Genomic DNA, 17,169 nt, shown 5'->3' on the forward strand with positions numbered 1-17,169 from the left:
CCGGTGACGGGCGCGTCGGGGCAATGATTCGGACATATCGGTGAAATGCTGACAAAGATCTCTGTGATCTCGATGGTTCCGCACGGACCTCGACGGCCCCGGTACGGCCGATGGAATCGGAGGCAGCCCAGGTGAACCGAAAGAAGGAACCCACCCGCCCGCTCCCGGCCGGGCCGCGCCCCACCGGCCCCCGGGCGTTCGCCGGGCGACTGACCGGGCCGGCGGCCGTCGCCGCGCTGACCGCGCTGACGGTGGCCGGGTGCAGCAGCGGATCGTCCTCCTCCTCGTCGACCGCCACCACCCCCGGCGCGTCCTCGTCGTCCGCCGCCCAGCCGGCCGGCGGCAACCAGCTCCAGGACGCCTACCAGAAGGTGATCGCCGACGTGCTGCCCTCGGTGGTGCAGATCACCACCGCGACCGGGCTCGGCTCCGGGATCGTCTACGACAACAAGGGCGACATCGTCACCAACGCCCACGTGGTCGGCACCGCCACCACCTTCACCGTCACGCTGGCCAACAGCACCAAGGCCCTGGACGCCACGCTGGTCGCCTCCTACCCGGACTCCGACCTCGCGGTGATCAAGCTGACCAGCCCGCCGAGCGCCCTCAAGCCGGCCGTCTTCGGGGACTCCGCCAAGGTCGAGCTGGGGCAGATCACCCTGGCGATGGGCAGTCCGCTGGGCCTGTCCAGCAGCGTCACCCAGGGCATCGTCTCGGCCACCGGCCGGACCGTCTCGGAGCCCCAGGGCGGTGGTTCGCCGGGTGCCACCATCGGCAACATGGTGCAGACCTCGGCGGCGATCAACCCGGGCAACAGCGGCGGCGCGCTGGTCAACCTGAACAGCCAGGTGATCGGCATCAACACGCTCGCCGCCACCGAGCCGGAGGCCAACGGGGCCGCCGCGCCCGGTATCGGCTTCGCCATCCCGGCGTCCACCATCACGAGCATCGCCGACCAGCTGATCAAGGACGGCAAGGTCACCAACTCCGGCCGGGCCGCGCTGGGGGTCACCGCCCGGACGTACTTCGACCAGAACTTCCGCCCGGCCGGCGCCGTGGTGGTGGCCGTCAGCGCGGGCGGGCCGGCCGCCTCGGCGGGGCTCCAGCCCGGCGACGTGATCACCAAGGTCGGCGACGCCACCGTCGACTCGCTGAACGGGCTCACCAGCGCGCTCGCCTCGCTCACCCCGGGGACCACGACGACCGTCGGCTACACCCGGGACGGCCAGGCCAAGACCGCCGACGTCACCCTCGGCACGCTGGAAACGCCCTAGGGCCGGGTGGGACAAGCCCTGGCCCCTCGGGTTCCCGGCGGCGGCCGCCCGCGCACCGCGCAAGGGTCGGCGGGCGGCCGCCGCACGGGTACGGGCCGGGCTCCGTCACTGCCTCGACGGAGTCCCGGCCCGTTGACGTGTCCGGCGGGGGGCCGGAGGAACGGTCAGCGGCGGGCGGCGCGGGTGCGCCAGGGGAGCTCGATGGTGACCGTGGTCGGCCCGCCGTCCGGGCTCTCCACCAGGAACACCCCGTCCACCGCCCGGATCCGTTCGGCCAGCCCGGCCAGGCCGCTGCCCGGGTAGGCGGCCGCGCCGCCCTTGCCGTCGTCCCGGACCAGCAGCATCAGCTGGTCGCCGGCCCGCCAGGCGTCCACCGTGGCGGAGCGGGCGCGGGCGTGCTTCGAGATGTTGGTCAGCAACTCGCTGACGGTGAAGTAGGCGATGCCCTCGACCGCCGAGTCCGGACGCTCCACCGTGCCGTCGGCGGCGGTCAGCTCGACGTGCACCTTGACCCCGTCCGGCACCGTGCAGCGGGCCGCCACCGCGGAGAGCGCCGCGTCCAGCCCCCGGTCGGTGAGCACCGCCGGGTGGATGCCCCGGGCCAGGTCGCGCAGCTCCTGCAGGGCCAGCTTCACCTCGCCGTGCGCGGCGCCGACCATCCGGGCCGCGGCCGCCACGTCCTCGGGCGTCTCGGTCTCGCTCAGCTTCTCCTTGGCCATGCCGAGGTCCATCGCCAGGGCCACCAGCCGGGCCTGGGCGCCGTCGTGCAGGTCGCGCTCGATCCGGCGCAGGTCGGCGGCGGCGGTGTCGATCACCGTGCCGCGGTCGTCCTCCAGCTCCCGCACCCGCTCGGAGAGCGCGCCCGGGTAGAGCAGGACCTCCACCAGCATCCGGTCGATCGCCGCCTGGAAGCGGACCACCCAGGGCAGCACCGGCCAGCCGACGATGACGCAGATCAGCGTCACCGCGAAGCTCAGCAGGCCCCAGGGCAGCAGCAGCACGTTGTAGAGCGCCGAGCGCCAGCTGAGCGGGTCGGTGAGGTAGGCGATCGCGTAGCCGGTGATCCCCGGCCGGTTCCGGCGCACCGGCTCCGGCTCGCGCACCTCGGAGCCGAGCACCGAGCGGGCCCGGCGGCGGGCGAAGGCGCCCAGGAGTCGGCATCCGGCCAGCCCGGCGGCCAGCAGCGGCAGGCCGATCACGGTGATGGAGAGCGCCAGCCCGACGGAGAGCAGGACGACGGTGAAGACGAACCCGGCGAGGCCGAGCGGCAGATTGAGCATCAGCTGCCCGGCCTGCCGCCACATCCGCGCGCCGTACAGCGGGGCGCGCTCGGGGCCCGCGTCCTGCTCCTTGAGGGCATCCGCGGCGCGGCGGTGCAGTGGCTTCATGTCGGATCTACCGTCCCTTGGAGTCGAGCTGGTGATCCAAGCTTCCCCGGTCGGGGGCGCGCGGGGCCATGGGGGTGATACGTCTTCCCGCCCGGGGGTTATCCCCACCCCCGCCCGGGGCGGCCGGCGGGCGCGGTCGTCCACCGAATGTCCATCGGCCGTCTTGCGGATCGGGCGGGATGCGGTGCTCCACGGCCGTGCACTTAGACTCACGCATTGGCGATGGTTATGACCGTGTAAAGAAACGTCGTAGAACTGCCGTGAGGGCGGTTTTCCCAGGCGATGTGGAGGCGAGGGGCATGGAGGGGCAGCCGGCAGCTGCCGTCGCGGCCGACCCGGCCGCCGGCAGCGGCTACTTCGACGCGTACGCCGCGATGGGCCTGCTCGCCGTCGTCGGCGTGCTCTTCGTCGCCGTGGCGTTCACCGCCAACCGGCTGCTGCGGCCGGTGGTGTACTCGCCGGAGAAGCTCCTCGCCTACGAGTGCGGCGTGGACCCGGTGGGAGAGGACTGGGCGCACACCCAGATCCGCTACTACGTCTACGCCTTCCTGTACGTGATCTTCGCGGTAGACGCGATCTACCTGTTCCCGTGGGCGACCGTCTTCGCCGCCGCCGGCTACGGCGCCGGGACGCTGATCGAGATGTTCGTCTTCATCGGCTTCCTCGCGGTCGGGCTGCTCTACGCCTGGAAGAAGGGCGTTCTGGAATGGACGTGACCCACAACCACTCGCACGCGCACGGCACCGGGGGCGCCGGGGGCCCGGTACCGCTCGGTCTGCCGGACCCGTCGCGCCCCGGTGCGGCCGTCGGGCGGAGCAGCCTCGGCCCGCTCGCCCGGCTGGCGCCCGACCCGGTCAAGGTCGTCCTGAACTGGGGCCGCCGCTACAGCCTCTGGTGCTTCAACTTCGGCCTCGCCTGCTGCGCGATCGAGTTCATCGCCGCGTCGATGGCCAAGCACGACTTCATCCGGATGGGTGTGATTCCGTTCGCGCCCGGCCCCCGACAGGCCGATCTGATGATCGTCTCGGGGACGGTGACCGACAAGATGGCGCCCGCCGTGAAGCGCCTCTACGAGCAGATGCCCGAGCCGAAGTACGTCATCTCCTTCGGCGCCTGCTCCAACTCCGGCGGACCCTACTGGGACTCCTACTCCGTCACCAAGGGCGTCGACCAGATCATCCCGGTCGACGTCTACGTGCCCGGCTGCCCGCCCCGGCCGGAGGCCCTGCTCCAGGGCATCCTCAAGCTCCAGGAGAAGATCGCCGCCGAGTCGCTGCCCGGCCGGTACGCCGCGCCCGCGAGCGCCCTGCGCCGCCCGCTGGTGGCCGGCCCCGCGCCGTCCGAAGGAGGCGTCTCGTGAGCACCGCCGAGCAGTACGCGGCGTCGGTCGGCGAGTGGGCCACCGGCGCCGAGGCGTACGGGCTGGTCACCGTCGACGTGCCCGCCGAGCACTGGATCGAGGCGCTCACCGCGGCCCGGGACGTCCTGGGACTGCGGTTCTTCGACTGGCTGAGCGCCGTCGACGAGCTGGCCGAGGGCTTCTCGGTGGTCGCCCACCTGGCCGCCGCGGACGGCCCCGGGGTGCGCCACCTGGCGCTGCGCACCAAGGTGGCGCGGGCGGGGGCCGCCCTGCCGACCGCCGTCGAGGTGTACGCGGGGGCCGGCTGGCACGAGCGCGAGACGCACGAGATGTTCGGCATCGACTTCCCCGGGCACCCCCACCTGGTCACCCTGCTGCTGCCGGACGGCTTCGAGGGGTTCCCGCTGCGCAAGGAGTTCGTGCTCGCGGCCCGGGTCGCCAAGGCCTGGCCGGGCGCCAAGGAGCCGGGCGAGTCCGACCACGGTGACGGACCGGCGCGGCGCAAGATGCAGCCGCCCGGCGTCCCGGACCCGAACGAGTGGGGCCCGCTCAAGGGGACCCTGCCGCCGGTGGCCGAGCGGCCCGCGCGCGGTGCGCGGGCGGCCGGCGCGGCGGCCCGTACGCCCCGGGCCGGTGCGGCCGCCGCAGGTGCGGCCGCCGCTTCGGCCGAGGGCGGGCCCGCCGTCCGGGCCGACCGGCCGCGCCGGACCAGGTCGGTCGACGCGGGCTCGGTGAGCCAGGCCGCCGAGACCGTCGCCGAGGGAGCCGCCGCCGAGGCGGCGCCGCCGGTGCGGGCCGACCGGCCGCGCCGGACCAGGTCCGTCACGGACGGCTCGGCGAGCCAGGCCCCCGCCGGGGAGCCCGTCGTGGAGAGCGCCGAGCCGAAGCCCGGGCGGCCGGCGCCGGCCCGGACCCAGTCCGCGGACGCGCCCTGGCACGCCCCGGTGCCCGCGCACGGTTCCGAGGCCGAGGCCGCACCTGAGGGCACTGCCGCACCCGAGGCCGAGACTGCTGCCGCTGCCGCTGCCGCTGCCGCTGCCGCTGCCGCTGCCGCTGCCGCGCCCGAGGCGCCCGGCGAGGCGGCCGGTGCGACCGGACCGGAGGACGGGAAGCGCGCGGAGGACGGGACGAAGGAGACGCCGGCCGACCCGGCCGACCAGGACGGAGACAGCACGTGAACCTGCTCGACACGCTGCTGCGCTGCGTCGCCACCCTCGTCGTCTTCCTCACCTTCCCCCTGGTCATCGGCCAGACCGAGCACAAGGTGATGGCGCACATGCAGGGCCGGCTCGGTCCGATGTACGCCGGCGGCTTCCACGGCTGGGCGCAGCTCGTCGCCGACGGCGTGAAGTTCGCGCAGAAGGAGGACATCGTCCCGGCCGGGGCGGACCGCAGGATCTTCCAGCTGGCGCCCGCCGTCTCCCTGCTGCCCTACCTGTTCGTGCTGCTCGCCATCCCCGTCGGGCCGGACGGCTTCGTCGGCCAGGCGATCGACGCCGGCCTCTTCTTCGTGCTGGCCGTGATGGGCGTCGGCGTGATCGGCAAGCTGATGGCCGGCTGGGCCTCGGCGAACAAGTTCTCGCTGCTCGGCGGTCTGCGGACGGCCGCGCAGCTGATGTCCTACGAGCTGCCGATGGTGCTCGCGGCCGCCTCGGTGGCGATGGCGGCCGGCACGCTCTCGCTCCCGGGGATCCTGGACGCCTGGCAGTGGTACTGGATCCCGTGGCAGCTCATCGGCGCCTTCGTCTTCTTCACGGCCGGCCTGGCCGAGCTCCAGCGCCCGCCGTTCGACATGCCGGTGGCCGACTCGGAGATCATCTTCGGCGCGTACACCGAGTACACCGGGCTGCGCTTCGCGCTCTTCCTGCTCTCCGAGTACGTCGGGATCCTGGTGGTCTCCGGGCTTACCGCGGTGCTCTTCCTGGGCGGCTGGCACGGTCCGCTGCCGGACGAGCTCGGCTGGCTCTGGACGATCCTGAAGACCTTCGCGCTGGCCTTCGTGGTCATCTGGCTGCGGGTCACCTACCCGCGACTGCGGGAGGACCAGCTGATGCGCTTCGCGTGGCTCGTGCTGATCCCGCTGGCCCTCGTCCAGCTCGCCCTCACCGGCATCATCAAGGTGGCGATCTCATGACCGAGCGCAGCGAGCTCGTGGCCGACAGGCACGCAGGGGCCGACGCCCCGGCCCGGCGGAGCGGGGTGGGCGCATGAGCTTCCCCGGCTCCGGACTGGCCAAGGGCCTGGCCGTCACCCTGCGGACGATGACGAAGAAGACCGTCACCGCGCAGTACCCCGACGTGCAGCCCGCGCTGCCGCCGCGCTCGCGCGGCGTGATCGCGCTGCTGGAGGAGAACTGCACGGTCTGCATGCTGTGCGCCCGCGAGTGCCCGGACTGGTGCATCTACATCGACTCCCACAAGGAGACGCTGCCGGCCGCCGACCCGAACGCCCGCGCCCGGACCCGCAACGTGCTGGACCGCTTCGCCATCGACTTCTCGCTCTGCATGTACTGCGGGATCTGCATCGAGGTGTGCCCGTTCGACGCGCTGTTCTGGTCCCCGGAGTTCGAGTACGCGGAGACCGACATCCTGGAGCTGACCCACGAGCGGGACAAGCTCCGCGAGTGGATGTGGACGGTGCCGGCGCCGCCGGCGCTGGACCCGGCGGCCGAGGAGCCCAAGGAGATCGCCACCGCGCGCAAGGCCGCGGACAAGCTGGCCGCCGCCGCCTCGGCGGCGCCGGAGGAGGGTGACCCGCGATGAGTGCCGCCCTGCTGACCGCGGCCGGGTCGCTGGACCCGGCCGCCCGCTCGTTCCTCTCCCCGACCGGGGTCGAGATCGTCTTCCTGCTGGTCGGCGTCGCCGTGCTGGGCTCGGCCGTGATGGCCGTGACCACCAGGCAGCTGGTGCACGCCGCGCTCTGGCTGGTGGTCGCGCTCGGCGGCCTGGCGGTGGAGTTCCTGCTGCTCACCGCCGAGTTCATCGCGTGGGTGCAGGTGCTGATCTACCTCGGCTCGGTGGTCGTCCTGGTGCTGTTCGGGCTGATGCTCACCCGGGCGCCGATCGGGCGCTCGCCGGACGCCGACTCGGGCAACCGCTGGGTCGCCCTGGTGGTGGCGCTGGCCACGGCCGGGACGCTGGTGACGCTGCTCGTCGACGCCTTCCGGACGTCGTGGATCGACCTCGGCGGGGGCGGCGGTTCGGCGCAGGCGACGGGTACCAGCCTGTTCCGGACCTGGGTGCTGCCCTTCGAGGCGCTCTCGGTGCTGCTGCTGGCCGCACTGGTCGGCGCGCTCGTGCTGTCCCGCGGGGCCGGCCGGCGGGTACCGCCGCCCCGGGCCGCCAAGCTGCGCGCGGGCCGGCCGGTGGGCTCCAACGGGACGGTCGCCGCCACCGCGCCGAAGGCCCCGGCCGAGCCCGCGGCTCCCGCCCCGACGACCTCGGCGGAGGAGAGCTGATGCATCTCGCCTACCCCGTCGTGCTCGCCGCGCTGCTGTTCAGCGTCGGCGTGTACGGCGTGCTCGCCCGGCGCAACGTCGTCCTGGTGCTGATGTCCGTGGAGCTGATGCTCAACGCCGTCAACCTCAACCTCGTCGCCTTCGACGCCTGGCTGCGGGACTCTCTGCACGCCGGCCAGGCGCTCACCCTGTTCACCATCACCATCGCCGCCGCCGAGATCGGCCTCGGGCTCGCCATCGTCCTGCTGCTCTTCCGGGCCCGGGGCACCGCGGACATCGACCGGGCCACCGCGCTCGGTGATCCCGCCGAGTCCGCCGAGGAGGCGCCGGCCGGCGCCGGGGCACTGAAGGGCCAGGCCGCCGCATGAACCTCGCCCTGCCCGTCCTCGTCCCCGTCCTGCCCGCGCTCGGATCGGCCGCCACCCTGGCCGTCGGCAGGCGCGCGCCCGGTCTGGCCCGGCCGCTGGCGATCGTGCCGGTCGCCGTCTCGGCCGTGCTCGCCCTGGTGGTCGCCCTCCAGCTGGGCACCGGCCAGGTGCTGGAGGCCGGCACCCGGCTCACCCCGACCGGCGGTCCGGACCTCACGCTCGGCCTCTACCTGGACGGCTACAGCTCGCTGATCTCCGTGCTGGTCGGCCTGGTCGCCACCTGCGTGCAGGTGTACTCGACCGCCTACCTCAAGGACGACCCGCGCTACCCGTCGTACGCGGCGCTGGTCTCGCTGTTCACGGCGGCGATGTTCCTGGTCGTCTACTCGGGCGATCTGATCGTGCTGCTGGTCGGCTGGGAGGTCATGGGCATCTGCTCGTACTTCCTGATCGGCCACCACTGGGAGACCGCGGACGCCCGGTCGGCCTCGCTGAAGGCCTTCCTGGTCACCAAGCTCGGTGACGTGCCGTTCCTGTTCGGCATCTTCCTGCTCGGCGCCGACGCCGGCAGCTTCCGGATCTCTGACGTTCTGGCCGCCGCCGCCGAGGGGCGGCTCGGCCACCCGACGCTGACCGCGCTGCTGCTGCTCGCCGGCGTGGCCGGCAAGAGCGCGCAGTTCCCGCTGCACACCTGGCTCCCGGACGCGATGGCCGGTCCGACGCCGGTCTCCGCGCTGATCCACGCCGCCACCATGGTCGCGGCCGGCATCTACCTGGTCGCCCGGCTGCTGCCGGTCTTCCTGCTCTCCGGCGCGGCGCTGGTGGTGCTCGCGGTGATGGCCGCCGTGACGATGATCGGCTCGGCGCTCTGCGCGCTCGCCCAGGACGACCTGAAGCGGGTGCTCGCCTACTCGACGGTCGGGCAGCTCGGCTACATGGCCGGCGCCCTGGCCGCCGGCGACCGCGAGGCCTCCGTCTTCCACCTGGTCAGCCACGGGGCGTTCAAGGCACTGCTGTTCCTCGCGGCCGGTGTGGTGATCCACGCCGCGCACACCAACTCGATCTCCGCGATGTCCCGGATGCCGGGGCTGCGCAAGCGGGTGCCGGACGCCTACTGGACGATGGGCATCGCGCTCGTCGCCCTGATCGGGCTGCCGCCGTTCTCCGGCTTCTTCAGCAAGGAGGCGGTGCTGACCGCCGCCGAGCACGCGGCCAACGGCGAGGCGCTGACCAACGGCCTCGGCCCGGTGTCCGCGGTACCGCAGTCGGCCGGCTGGATCGTGCTGATCTCGGCCGCGCTCACCGCCCTGCTGACCGCGGCGTACGCGGCGCGGCTGTTCCTGGTGGCGTTCCACAGCCCGGCCGCCGCCGGCGCCGCCGCGCCCGCCGCGCCCGCCGCGCTCGCCTCGCCGGCGGACCACGAGGCCGACGCGCCCTACTCGCCCGAGGTGGACGAGGCCGACCCGGCCACCGCCGAGCCGCCCGCGATGCGCTGGCCGCTCTGGGTGCTGGCCGTCCCGACCATGGCCTTCGGCGTGACGAGCCTGCGCTCGGACTGGCTGCCCGCGCTGCTGGACGGCGGCTCGCTGCGGCCCTCGGCCGTCACCGCCGTGACCGGCACCGGCCTCGCCGTGGTCGGCGCGCTGCTGGCGTACGGGGCCTGGCGCTCCGCCACCGCGCGGCTCGGCGCCGGCCTGCCGCCCGCCGCACCGCTGGGCCGGGTGCCCGAGCAGGCCGGCGCCCCGGCCGCCGAGGTGATCGTCGCCGACCCCGGCCGCACCCTGCTCGGTCCGCTGTTCGGCCCGGCCCGGCACGGCTTCGGCGTCGACCGGCTCTACAGCGCGCTGTTCGTCCGGCCGGTGACCGCCGCGGCCCGGCTGGTCCGCTTCCTCGACCGCGAGGTCGTCGAGACGTACGTGCGCGGCAGCGGGACGGCGGCCGGCCTGCTCGGCCGGGCCGTCCGGCTCGCCCAGACCGGGAACGCGCAGACCTACCTCAGCGCGCTGCTCGCCGGCGTCGTCCTGCTGGCCGTCCTGGTGGCGGTGTAGCCGGATGGACCAGAACAGGCAGCCCCGCCGCCCAGCCCCGCCGACCGCAGCCCGTAGGAGCCCCCGATGAACGCAGTCCTCATCGCCCTCCTGGTGCTGCCGCTGGCCGGGGCCGCGCTGACCCTGGTACCGGCGTTCGGCGCCGACCCGGCCGCCGCCGACCGGCGCGCGCTGCGGCTGAACACCGTGGTCACCGGCGCCGTCCTGGTGCTCGGCATCGTCCTCGCGGCGGGCTTCGACCACGACGGGCCCGGCCGGATGCAGGCGACCACCGACGTGTCCTGGATCCCGGCCATCGGCGTGCGCCTCCACCTCGGCGTGGACGGCGTCTCGCTCCCGCTGATCGTGCTGACCGCGCTGCTCACCTTCCTCTGCGCGCTGTACTCGGAGAAGCGGCTGCCGACCGGGGAGGGCGTCCCGTCGGCCCGGGCCTTCACCGGGCTGTTCCTCCTGCTCGAAGTCGGCATGCTCGCCACCTTCGCGGTGCTGGACCTGCTGCTCTTCTTCCTGGCCTTCGAGATCGTGCTGATCCCGATGTACTTCCTGATCGCCCGCTGGGGCACCGGGGCGAAGGTGCCGGCCGCCAACCGGTTCATCCTGTACACGCTGCTCGGCTCGGCGGTGATGCTGCTCGGCTTCCTGCTGGTCGGCAGCAAGGCGGGCACCTTCGACATGCAGGCGCTGGCCGCCGCGCACGGCAGCGGCCTGAGCCACACCACCCAGGTGGTCGCCGCCCTGGCGATCATGGTCGGGCTGGTGGTCAAGGCCCCCGCCTGGCCGCTGCACAGCTGGCTCCCGGACGCGCACACGGCGGCCCCCACGGTCGGCTCGGTGCTGCTCGCCGGCGTGCTGCTGAAGATGGGGACGTACGGCCTGGTCCGGGTCCTCCTCCCGGTCGTCCCGGACGGTACCGCGACGCTCGCCCCCTACCTGGGCGCGTTCGCCGCCGTCGGCATCGTCTACGGCTCGCTGGCCTGCCTCGCGCTGGTCCGGCCCGGGGCCAAGGGCGACCTCAAGCGCCTGATCGCCTACTCCTCCGTCGGCCACATGGGCTTCGTGCTGCTGGGCATCGCCTCCCTCACCCCGGTGGGCGTCAACGGCGCGCTGTTCGCCAACATCGCCCACGGGCTGATCACCGGCCTGCTGTTCTTCGTGGTCGGGGCCCTGAAGGACCGCTACGGCACGGCGGACCTCGACACCCTGGCCGGCTCCACCGGGGCCGCCCTCTACGGACGGGCCCCGCGGATCGGCGCCCTGCTGGCCTTCGCCGCCGTCGCCAGCCTCGGCCTGCCGGGGCTGGCCGGCTTCTGGGGCGAGCTGCTCGCGATGTTCGGCGCGTTCGACCCGGCCGAGGGCCTCTCGCGCCCCGCGTTCGTCACCTACATGGTGCTGGCCGGCCTGGGCACCCTCCTCACCGCCGGGTACCTGCTGATGGTGGTCAAGCGCGTCTGCATGGGCGACCCGAAGCAGCCGGCTCCGGTGGCCGAGCTCGCCGACCTGCGCCCGTACGAGGCCGTCAGCTGGACCCCGCTGGCCGCCCTCACCCTGCTCGCCGGCCTCTGGCCCGCGCTCCTGCTCGGTCTCTCCGACCCGGCCGTCAAGCACCTCCTCGGGGGTGGCTGACATGCTCGGACCCCAGCTCGCCGCACTCGGACCTCACTCCACGGGGCAGCCCACTGTGACCTCCCTCGCCGTAGCCGACCCGGGCAGCCTGATCCAGTCCGTGGACTGGGTGGCGATCGCGCCCCCGCTGATCGCCGCGCTGGCCGCCCTCGCGGTGCTGGTCACCGACCTCTTCCTGCCCGCGCGCCACCGCAAGCTGCTCGGCGCCCTGGCCGTGGGCGGCCTCGCCCTCGCGCTGCTCGCCCTGCTCCCGCTCACCGGCGGCTCGCCCCGGAGCACCTTCTGCGTGCGGGACACCGGCTGCTCCTACGTCGCGGACCACTTCGCGCTGGTCTTCCAGCTGCTCGCGCTCGGCGGCGCGCTGATCGCCGCGCTGCTCTCCATGCACACCGTGGACGGCCCGGCATCGGACGACGGCTCCGCCGCGGGGCTGCCCGGCGGCGAGTACTGGTTCCTGCTGCTCTCCAGCGCCACCGGCGCCGCCCTGCTGCCCGCCTCCCGGGACCTCGCCACCCTGGTGGTCGCCCTGGAGGTGGCCTCGCTGCCGGCCTTCGCCCTGGTCGCGCTGCGCCGGGACGGCCGGGGCGCGGAGGCCGCGCTGAAGTTCTTCCTCTCCTCCGTCACCGCGACCGCGGTGATGCTGCTCGGCGTCGGCTTCGTCTACGCCGCGAGCGGCAGCCTGCACCTGGGCGCCGTCGCCGAGGGCCTGGCCCACGCCCCCGCCCAGCTGGGGCCGCTGGCCGAGGCCGGCGCGGTGCTCACCCTGGTCGGCTTCGCCTTCAAGGTCGCCGCCGTCCCGTTCCACTTCTGGGTGCCCGACACCTACGTCGGCGCCCCGCTGCCGGTGGCCGGCTACCTCTCGGTGGTCGGAAAGGCGGCCGGCCTCTCCGGCCTGGCGCTGGTCACCACGATCGCCTTCCGGCCGTACGCGCACACCTGGGGCCTGGTGCTCGCGGTGCTGGCCGCCGTCACCATGACGGTCGGCAACGTGGGCGCGCTGCGCCAGCGGTTCGACACCCGGTACAGCGCGGTGCGGCTGCTCGCCTGGTCCTCGGTGGGCCAGGCCGGGTACCTGCTGGTGCCGCTCGCCGCCGCCGGCTACGCACGGACCGGGGCGGACAGCCTGGGCGCCACCGCCGCGTACGCGCTGATCTACGGCGTGGTGAACCTGGGCGCCTTCGCGGTGGTCGCCGCCGTCGGCCGCCGGGCCGGGACGAGCGTGGACGAGTTCCGCGGCCTGTTCGCCCGGCGCCGCTGGACGGCCCTGGCGCTGGCGTTCTTCCTGCTCTGCCTGGCCGGGCTCCCGCCCGGGGTGATCGGCCTGTTCGGCAAGGTGGTGGTGTTCCGCGCCGCCGTCGACGCCGGGCTGGGCTGGCTGGCCGTGGTGATGGCCGTCAATGTGGTCATCGCGCTGTACTACTACCTGCTCTGGATGGCGCGGCTCTTCGCTCCGGCGCCGTCGCAGGACGCGGTCACCGCCGTCGCCGAGCGCCGGCTGCCGGCCTCGCTGACGGCCACCCTGGGGCTCACCGCCTCGGTGGCCGTGGTGCTCTCGGTGGCCCCGCAGCTGGTCCTCCAGGTGGTCGGCGGCACGCTGTTCTGAGGCCGCCGGCCGGGGCGGGCGGCTGGGCGGTCCGGGTGTAGCGGTGGTCACAAGGGAACAAGGCCGCCGGGCTCGCCCGTTGAGCGGGCAGAGGGACGAGGCAGCGAGGGCTTCCCCACCGCACCATTGGAGGGCCTGCCGTGCACCGCCGGCACAACGGACTGAGGACCGCCGCACTGCTCGGCGGCCTCTCGGCGCTGATCCTGGTGATCGGCAGCTTCTTCGGCCGCACCGGCTTCGTGATCGCCCTGCTGGTCGCGCTCGGGACCAACGCCTACGCGTACTGGAACAGCGACAAGCTCGCCCTGCGCGCCATGCGGGCCCGCCCGGTGAGCGAGATCGAGGCGCCGCGGCTGTACCGGATCGTCCGTGAGCTCTCCACCTCGGCCCGCCAGCCGATGCCGCGGCTGTACATCTCCCCGACCCCGGCCCCGAACGCCTTCGCCACCGGCCGCAACCCGCGCAACGCGGCGGTGTGCTGCACCGACGGCATCCTCCAGCTGCTGGACGAGCGGGAGCTGCGCGGGGTGCTCGGCCACGAGCTGAGCCACGTCTACAACCGGGACATCCTGATCTCCTCGGTCGCCGGGGCGCTCGCCTCGGTGGTGATGTTCCTGGTGAACTTCGCCTGGCTGGTGCCGTTCGGCCGCAGCGACGACGACGACGGCCCCGGGCTCTTCGGGATGCTCGCGATCATGATCCTGGGTCCGCTCGCCGCCTCGCTGATCCAGCTGGCCGTCAGCCGCTCCCGGGAGTACCAGGCCGACGCCGACGGTGCTCGGATCACCGGCGACCCGCTCGCCCTGGCGGGCGCCCTGCGCAAGCTGGACGTCGGCACCCGGCAGCTGCCGCTGCCGCCGGAGCCACAGCTCCAGACGGCCAGCCACATGATGATCGCCAGCCCGTTCCGCCCGGGCGAGGCCGGGACGAAGCTCTTCTCGACGCACCCGCCGATGGCGGAGCGGATCGCCCGACTGGAGCGGATGGCGGGCTACCGGGGCTGACGGGGGCCCGCCTGCCCCGCGCCCCCGCCCGCCCGCTCGCTCGGCGGCCGGCCGCGTTCAGCCGGTGAGACCCTCGTAGGCCCGGCGCAGCCGGTGGACGCCCTCGGCGATCCGGGCCGGGCTGTCGACGGCGGCATAGCTCAGCCGCAGGTGGGGCGCGGGGGGCTCGGCGGCGTAGTAGGGGCTTCCGGGGGCGACCAGCACTCCGGCGTGCAGCGCGGCGGTGGCCAGCGCGGCCTCGTCGGTGCCCTCCGGCAGCCGCAGCCAGAGGTGGTAGCCCCCGGGCCGGTGCGGGCCGAGCAGCCCGGGGAGTTCGCGGCGCAGCGCGGCCACCGTGAGCGTCCGGCGGTCGCGCAGCTCGGCGCCGAGGGTGCGCAGGTGGCGCGCCCAGCCCGGGTCGGCGACCAGTTCCAGTGCCGCCTCCTGGAGCGGCCGGGGCACGAAGAAGCTGTCCACCACCTGGGTCGCCCGCAGCCGCCGCAGGGCCGGGCCGCGGGCGGTCAGCGCGCCGACCCGCAGATTGGGCGAGGTGGCCTTGGTCAGCGAGCGCAGGTGGACCACCACGCCGTCCGGGTCGTCGGCGGCGAGCGGGCGCGGCAGTGCGGGGGAGTCGGCGTGGACCAGCCGGCGGGCGAAGTCGTCCTCGACGACGAACGCGCCGGCCGTCCGGGCGATCCGCAGCACCTCGGCGCGCCGCTCGGGGGAGAGCACCGCGCCGGTCGGGTTCTGGAACAGCGGCTGACAGACGAAGACCCGGGCCCGGGTGGCGTCGAAGGCCGCCGCCAGCAGGTCGGTGCGCACGCCGTCCTCGTCCACCGGGACGGGGACCGGCCGCACGCCCGCCGCGCGGGCGACCGCGAGCGTCCCGGGGTAGGTCGGCGACTCCACCAGCACGGGTGCGCCCGGGGCGGCCAGCGAGCGGATCGCGACGGTCAGCGCGCTCTGCCCGCCCGCCGTGACCAGGACGTCGCCCGCGCCCAGCGGCCCGCCGTTGCCGCCGATGTCCCGGGCGAACCAGGCGCGCAGTTCGGTCAGCCCGTCGACCGGCGGGCGCTCCCAGGCGCCGGGCCGCCGGCCGGCCCGGGCCAGGGCGGCGGCCAGCAGCCGCTCCGGCTGGAGCGAGGCGTGCGGGTAGCCGCCGTTCAGGTCGACCACGTCGGGCGGCGGGACGTTCAGGGTGGCGAACAGCGCGCCCGCGCCCCGGTCGCGCGGGCCCGCGTCGGCGCTCAGCGCGAGCTCCTGCCAGGAGAGGTCGCCGGGCCGGGCGGTCGGCGCGGCGAGCGGCGAACCGCCGCCGGTGATGCCGCCGCCCGCGAAGGCGGCGGCCCGGAAGACCCCGGCCCCCGGCCGGGAGACCACCAGGCCCTCGGCCGCCAGCACGGCGATCGCCCGGGAGACCGTCACCGGGCTGACCTGGTGACGCTCCATCAGGGCCCGGCTCGACGGCAGCTTGCGTCCCTCCGGGTAGCGCTCGACCTCCCGGCGCAGGCTGTCGGCCAGATCGGTCACGCTGCTACGCTCGTTCATGACGGCACAAGATAGCGCTACCCGCCCGATCGCGATAGCACCGCAGGCACCGATTGGCTCCGCCAGCTCGGGCAGCTCCGCCAGCTCCGGCAGCTCCGGTACGGCCCTGGCGGCCCTCGGCGTCCTCTCCTTCTCCTTCAGCTTCCCCGCGACCGCCTGGGCCCTGTCCGGGTTCGGTCCGTGGACGGCGACCGGCCTGCGCGGCGCCGTGGCCGGGCTGCTCGCCGCGCTCTGCCTGGCGGCCGCCCGGGTCCCGCTCCCCGCGCGCCGGCACTGGCCCGGGCTGCTGGTGGTCTCGGCCGGCTGCGTGCTGGGCTTCCCGCTGCTCACCACGCTGGCGCTGCGGGCCTCCTCGACCGCCCACTCGGCTGTGGTCATCGGTGTGCTGCCGCTCGCCACCGCCGCGTTCTCGGCGCTGCGCACCGGCCGGCGCCCGTCCCGGGCCTTCTGGTGCGCGGCGCTGGCCGGTGCGGCGGCGGTGCTGGCCTTCACCCTGCTGCAGAGCCACGGGCGGCCGACCACCGCCGACCTCTACCTGTTCGCCGCGCTGGTGGTCTGCGCGGCCGGGTACGCGGAGGGCGGGCGGATCTCGCGGGAGCTGCCGGGGTGGCAGGTGATCGCCTGGGCGGTGGTCGCGGCGCTGCCGGTCACCGTGGTGACCACGGCGCTGGCGCTGCCGGGCGAGCCGGCGCACCCGGGGGTGAAGGCGCTGGCCGGACTGGCGTACACGGCGGCGGTGTCGCAGCTCGGCGGGTTCGTGCTCTGGTACCGGGGGATGGCGGCGATCGGGGTGCCGAGGGCCAGTCAGCTCCAGCTCGCCCAGCCGCTGCTGACGCTGGTCTGGGCGGTGCTGCTGCTGGGCGAGGAGCTGCCGGTGGCGGCGCCGGTCACCGCGGTGGTGGTGCTGGTCTGCATCGCGGTCACCCAGCGCGCCCGCAGCTGAGACGGCCCGCGCCCGTACCGGCGGTGCGGTACGGGCGCGGGGCGGGTCGGTGCGGCCGGTCAGTACACGTCGTCCTCCGGCCGGTAGACGCAGAGCGCCCAGATGATGAAGACGTCCAGGGCGATCACCACGATCGACCAGAGCGGGTAGTACGGCAGGGCCAGGAAGTTGTCCAGGGCGCTCAGCGCGGTGAGGAACACACCGGCCCAGCGGGCCCAGGCGGCGCCCTTGAGGACGAAGGCACCGACCACCGCGACCAGGGCGCCGATGACGATGTGCACCCACCCCCACCCGGTGAGGTCGAAGCGGAAGACGTAGCGCGGGGTCGAGACGAAGATGTCGTCGTCGGCGACCGCCATGATGCCCCGCACCGCCTCCATGAAGCCGTTGATGAGCATCAGCACACCCGCGAACATCACCAGGCCGGGGGCCCAGTCACGGAACCGGTCGGCCGATGGCGGCGGGGGCGGCGCCCCGGTGCCGGAGCGCCAGGGCGGGGGCTGGTCGGGGGTGGGCGACGAGGTGCTCATGGACTCCTCCTGGGCCGCGGGCCGGCGTCGTCGGCGGTACCCGG

The 17,169-nt window shown here is 74.5% G+C and carries 16 protein-coding genes; 13 read left to right on the forward strand and 3 right to left on the reverse strand.

Annotated elements, in window-relative coordinates:
- The first annotated feature begins 131 nt into the window (after positions 1-131).
- Positions 132-1,274, forward strand: a complete 1,143-nt coding sequence (locus ABZ497_RS04470) for a trypsin-like peptidase domain-containing protein (protein WP_359803353.1) — start codon at positions 132-134, stop codon at positions 1,272-1,274.
- Positions 1,275-1,438: 164 nt separating this feature from the next.
- Here ABZ497_RS04470 and ABZ497_RS04475 read toward each other — a convergent pair whose 3' ends face one another.
- Positions 1,439-2,578 (reverse strand): sensor domain-containing protein, encoded by a 1,140-nt coding sequence (locus tag ABZ497_RS04475; protein WP_329492144.1) that lies wholly within the window; start codon positions 2,576-2,578, stop codon positions 1,439-1,441.
- Between the two features lie 383 nt (positions 2,579-2,961).
- Between ABZ497_RS04475 and ABZ497_RS04480 the strand changes: the two genes are divergently transcribed.
- The 11 genes from ABZ497_RS04480 to htpX all read left to right on the forward strand — a co-directional run bounded on the left by ABZ497_RS04480 (position 2,962) and on the right by htpX (position 14,125).
- Entirely contained in the window at positions 2,962-3,378 is a 417-nt protein-coding gene (locus tag ABZ497_RS04480; protein WP_329488224.1) for an NADH-quinone oxidoreductase subunit A, read from the forward strand.
- Positions 3,369-4,022: an NADH-quinone oxidoreductase subunit B family protein gene (locus ABZ497_RS04485; protein ID WP_359803354.1), complete on the forward strand. Its 654-nt coding sequence runs from the start codon at positions 3,369-3,371 to the stop codon at positions 4,020-4,022. Before ABZ497_RS04480 ends, ABZ497_RS04485 begins: the two co-directional genes overlap by 10 nt.
- The gene (locus ABZ497_RS04490; protein WP_359803355.1) at positions 4,019-5,200 is read left to right on the forward strand and encodes an NADH-quinone oxidoreductase subunit C; all 1,182 of its coding nucleotides are present in this window, start codon (positions 4,019-4,021) and stop codon (positions 5,198-5,200) included. The genes ABZ497_RS04485 and ABZ497_RS04490 overlap by 4 nt, the downstream gene beginning before the upstream one ends.
- A gap of 2 nt (positions 5,201-5,202) precedes the next feature.
- On the forward strand, positions 5,203-6,156 hold the full coding sequence (gene nuoH, locus ABZ497_RS04495; RefSeq protein ID WP_359803663.1) for an NADH-quinone oxidoreductase subunit NuoH: 954 nt from the start codon (positions 5,203-5,205) through the stop codon (positions 6,154-6,156).
- 73 nt (positions 6,157-6,229) lie between these two features.
- Positions 6,230-6,784 carry an NADH-quinone oxidoreductase subunit I gene (locus ABZ497_RS04500; protein WP_329488219.1) on the forward strand — a complete coding sequence of 185 codons (555 nt, stop codon included), beginning with the start codon at positions 6,230-6,232 and terminating at the stop codon, positions 6,782-6,784.
- Complete coding sequence (locus tag ABZ497_RS04505) at positions 6,781-7,479, forward strand: NADH-quinone oxidoreductase subunit J (protein ID WP_359803357.1); 699 nt, start codon at positions 6,781-6,783, stop codon at positions 7,477-7,479. The genes ABZ497_RS04500 and ABZ497_RS04505 overlap by 4 nt, the downstream gene beginning before the upstream one ends.
- Positions 7,479-7,847 (forward strand): NADH-quinone oxidoreductase subunit NuoK, encoded by a 369-nt coding sequence (nuoK, locus tag ABZ497_RS04510; protein ID WP_352286278.1) that lies wholly within the window; start codon positions 7,479-7,481, stop codon positions 7,845-7,847. The genes ABZ497_RS04505 and nuoK overlap by 1 nt, the downstream gene beginning before the upstream one ends.
- Complete coding sequence (locus ABZ497_RS04515) at positions 7,844-9,895, forward strand: NADH-quinone oxidoreductase subunit L (RefSeq protein ID WP_359803359.1); 2,052 nt, start codon at positions 7,844-7,846, stop codon at positions 9,893-9,895. The genes nuoK and ABZ497_RS04515 overlap by 4 nt, the downstream gene beginning before the upstream one ends.
- 66 nt (positions 9,896-9,961) lie before the next feature.
- Positions 9,962-11,518 carry an NADH-quinone oxidoreductase subunit M gene (locus tag ABZ497_RS04520; protein ID WP_329488215.1) on the forward strand — a complete coding sequence of 519 codons (1,557 nt, stop codon included), beginning with the start codon at positions 9,962-9,964 and terminating at the stop codon, positions 11,516-11,518.
- Position 11,519: 1 nt separating this feature from the next.
- Positions 11,520-13,121, forward strand: a complete 1,602-nt coding sequence (locus tag ABZ497_RS04525; RefSeq protein WP_359803361.1) for an NADH-quinone oxidoreductase subunit N — start codon at positions 11,520-11,522, stop codon at positions 13,119-13,121.
- A gap of 140 nt (positions 13,122-13,261) precedes the next feature.
- Positions 13,262-14,125: a zinc metalloprotease HtpX gene (gene htpX, locus ABZ497_RS04530; protein WP_359803363.1), complete on the forward strand. Its 864-nt coding sequence runs from the start codon at positions 13,262-13,264 to the stop codon at positions 14,123-14,125.
- A gap of 57 nt (positions 14,126-14,182) precedes the next feature.
- Here the strand turns inward: htpX and ABZ497_RS04535 are convergent, their stop codons facing one another.
- Positions 14,183-15,652 carry a PLP-dependent aminotransferase family protein gene (locus tag ABZ497_RS04535; RefSeq protein ID WP_359803364.1) on the reverse strand — a complete coding sequence of 490 codons (1,470 nt, stop codon included), beginning with the start codon at positions 15,650-15,652 and terminating at the stop codon, positions 14,183-14,185.
- Here ABZ497_RS04535 and ABZ497_RS04540 point away from each other — a divergent pair.
- A complete protein-coding gene (locus ABZ497_RS04540) occupies positions 15,651-16,595 on the forward strand; it encodes a DMT family transporter (RefSeq protein ID WP_359803366.1) in 945 nt (314 codons plus the stop codon). The two genes, ABZ497_RS04535 and ABZ497_RS04540, sit on opposite strands and share 2 nt — an antisense overlap.
- Before the next feature lie 59 nt (positions 16,596-16,654).
- On the opposite strand, the gene ABZ497_RS04545 is transcribed toward ABZ497_RS04540, so the two are convergent.
- Complete coding sequence (locus ABZ497_RS04545) at positions 16,655-17,125, reverse strand: hypothetical protein (RefSeq protein ID WP_352286288.1); 471 nt, start codon at positions 17,123-17,125, stop codon at positions 16,655-16,657.
- Between the last annotated feature and the right edge of the window lie 44 nt (positions 17,126-17,169).

The organism is Kitasatospora sp. NPDC005751, assembly GCF_040630835.1.
Classification (GTDB): domain Bacteria; phylum Actinomycetota; class Actinomycetes; order Streptomycetales; family Streptomycetaceae; genus Kitasatospora.

Excerpts from the sequence above, each read along its gene's own strand:
- ABZ497_RS04475 (WP_329492144.1), bottom strand. The coding sequence starts at position 2,578 with ATGTGGCGGCAGGCCGGGCAGCTGATGCTCAATCTGCCGCTCGGCCTC.
- ABZ497_RS04480 (WP_329488224.1), top strand. The coding sequence starts at position 2,962 with ATGGAGGGGCAGCCGGCAGCTGCCGTCGCGGCCGACCCGGCCGCCGGC.
- ABZ497_RS04485 (WP_359803354.1), top strand. The coding sequence starts at position 3,369 with ATGGACGTGACCCACAACCACTCGCACGCGCACGGCACCGGGGGCGCC.
- ABZ497_RS04500 (WP_329488219.1), top strand. The coding sequence starts at position 6,230 with ATGAGCTTCCCCGGCTCCGGACTGGCCAAGGGCCTGGCCGTCACCCTG.
- ABZ497_RS04505 (WP_359803357.1), top strand. The coding sequence starts at position 6,781 with ATGAGTGCCGCCCTGCTGACCGCGGCCGGGTCGCTGGACCCGGCCGCC.
- nuoK (WP_352286278.1), top strand. The coding sequence starts at position 7,479 with ATGCATCTCGCCTACCCCGTCGTGCTCGCCGCGCTGCTGTTCAGCGTC.
- ABZ497_RS04515 (WP_359803359.1), top strand. The coding sequence starts at position 7,844 with ATGAACCTCGCCCTGCCCGTCCTCGTCCCCGTCCTGCCCGCGCTCGGA.
- ABZ497_RS04520 (WP_329488215.1), top strand. The coding sequence starts at position 9,962 with ATGAACGCAGTCCTCATCGCCCTCCTGGTGCTGCCGCTGGCCGGGGCC.
- ABZ497_RS04525 (WP_359803361.1), top strand. The coding sequence starts at position 11,520 with ATGCTCGGACCCCAGCTCGCCGCACTCGGACCTCACTCCACGGGGCAG.
- ABZ497_RS04540 (WP_359803366.1), top strand. The coding sequence starts at position 15,651 with ATGACGGCACAAGATAGCGCTACCCGCCCGATCGCGATAGCACCGCAG.
- ABZ497_RS04535 (WP_359803364.1), bottom strand. The coding sequence starts at position 15,652 with ATGAACGAGCGTAGCAGCGTGACCGATCTGGCCGACAGCCTGCGCCGG.
- ABZ497_RS04545 (WP_352286288.1), bottom strand. The coding sequence starts at position 17,125 with ATGAGCACCTCGTCGCCCACCCCCGACCAGCCCCCGCCCTGGCGCTCC.